Annotated in this window: 1 protein-coding gene; it reads left to right on the top strand. The window is 61.7% G+C overall.

Features of this window, described 5'->3' with window-relative positions; all coding sequences use genetic code 11:
* Positions 1 to 399 (top strand): serine hydrolase domain-containing protein (locus DF216_RS10675; RefSeq protein WP_164979062.1); only part of this gene is annotated, 399 nt, incomplete at both ends.

Genomic DNA, 399 nt, shown 5'->3' with positions numbered 1-399 from the left:
TTCTGGTCGATCACGGGCGCATTGCCGCGCTGTCCACGACCGGGCGGCTCAATGACACCCGGCCTGCACCGATTGATCGCCATACCGTGTTCGAACTGGGGTCGATCACCAAGCTGTTCACGGCCCTGCTGATATTCCGGCTCCAGCAGCGGCATCTGCTCGACGTCACCGCGCCCATCGGCGAGTACGTCGAAGGGTTGCCTTCCGTATGGGCATCCACTTCGCTGCTGCAGCTGCTGAGCCATACCTCAGGCATTCCCAACTATCTGAATGAAGACAACTTCCTGCGGTTGATGCCGACGAATCCAGCCCCCCGTGAATTGCTCGCAGAGGTGGCCGAGCGGCCGCTGGCGTTTGCGCCCGGTGCGCGGCACGCCTATTCCAATACGAACTACATCC

Origin of the sequence: Streptococcus oralis (genome assembly GCF_004127215.1) — a bacterium.
Classification (GTDB): Bacteria; Bacillota; Bacilli; order Lactobacillales; family Streptococcaceae; genus Streptococcus; species Streptococcus oralis_BD.
This window is presented reverse-complemented; position numbering and strand designations above follow the sequence as displayed.